The sequence below is a fragment of the Marinifilum caeruleilacunae genome (genome assembly GCF_013141825.1).
Classification (GTDB): Bacteria; Bacteroidota; Bacteroidia; order Bacteroidales; family Marinifilaceae; genus Marinifilum; species Marinifilum caeruleilacunae.
Genome location: NZ_RZNH01000184.1, coordinates 1 through 406, shown reverse-complemented (window position 1 = coordinate 406; position 406 = coordinate 1). Strand labels below are relative to the sequence as shown.

General features: G+C 55.2%; 2 protein-coding genes. Both read left to right on the top strand.

Features of this window, described 5'->3' with window-relative positions:
- A partial coding sequence (locus ELS83_RS23045; RefSeq protein ID WP_283242770.1) for a hypothetical protein occupies positions 1 to 195 on the top strand: 195 nt, incomplete at its 5' end.
- Between the two features lie 20 nt (positions 196 to 215).
- On the top strand, positions 216 to 406 hold a 191-nt coding region (locus tag ELS83_RS23040), incomplete at its 3' end, for a thioredoxin domain-containing protein (RefSeq protein WP_430438945.1).

The window sequence follows — 406 nt, the reverse complement described above, 5'->3', positions numbered from 1 at the left end:
TGGGGTATTCAGTGTGACCGGGTTTCTCAGGCCGCGTGGGTGGTTAAAGAAGGGGAGCGGGTGAACCTGGAAATGAATTCGCTTCCCCTGTACTGCAGCGGGTATCGCTTTGAAGCCCGCAATGACGCAGGAAAAACACGGCGTCTTCTTGATAAGTACAGCGTCTATCAGCATCTGTCACGCCAGCCGCGTTAATTCATAAAAGGGTATTTACCATGCGAACAATACATGCCGCCATGCTGGCGGGGTGCCTTTGCTGCACCCTGATGCCGGCTTACGCAAAAGACGCGGGCTGGCAGTGGTACAACGAGAAACTGAAGTCCCGGGAAGAAGAGCAACTGCCGGCACCAGCGGCCTCACCGCCGCAAATGGATATTCTGGAGAAACAGGCAGCTCTGCAACATGC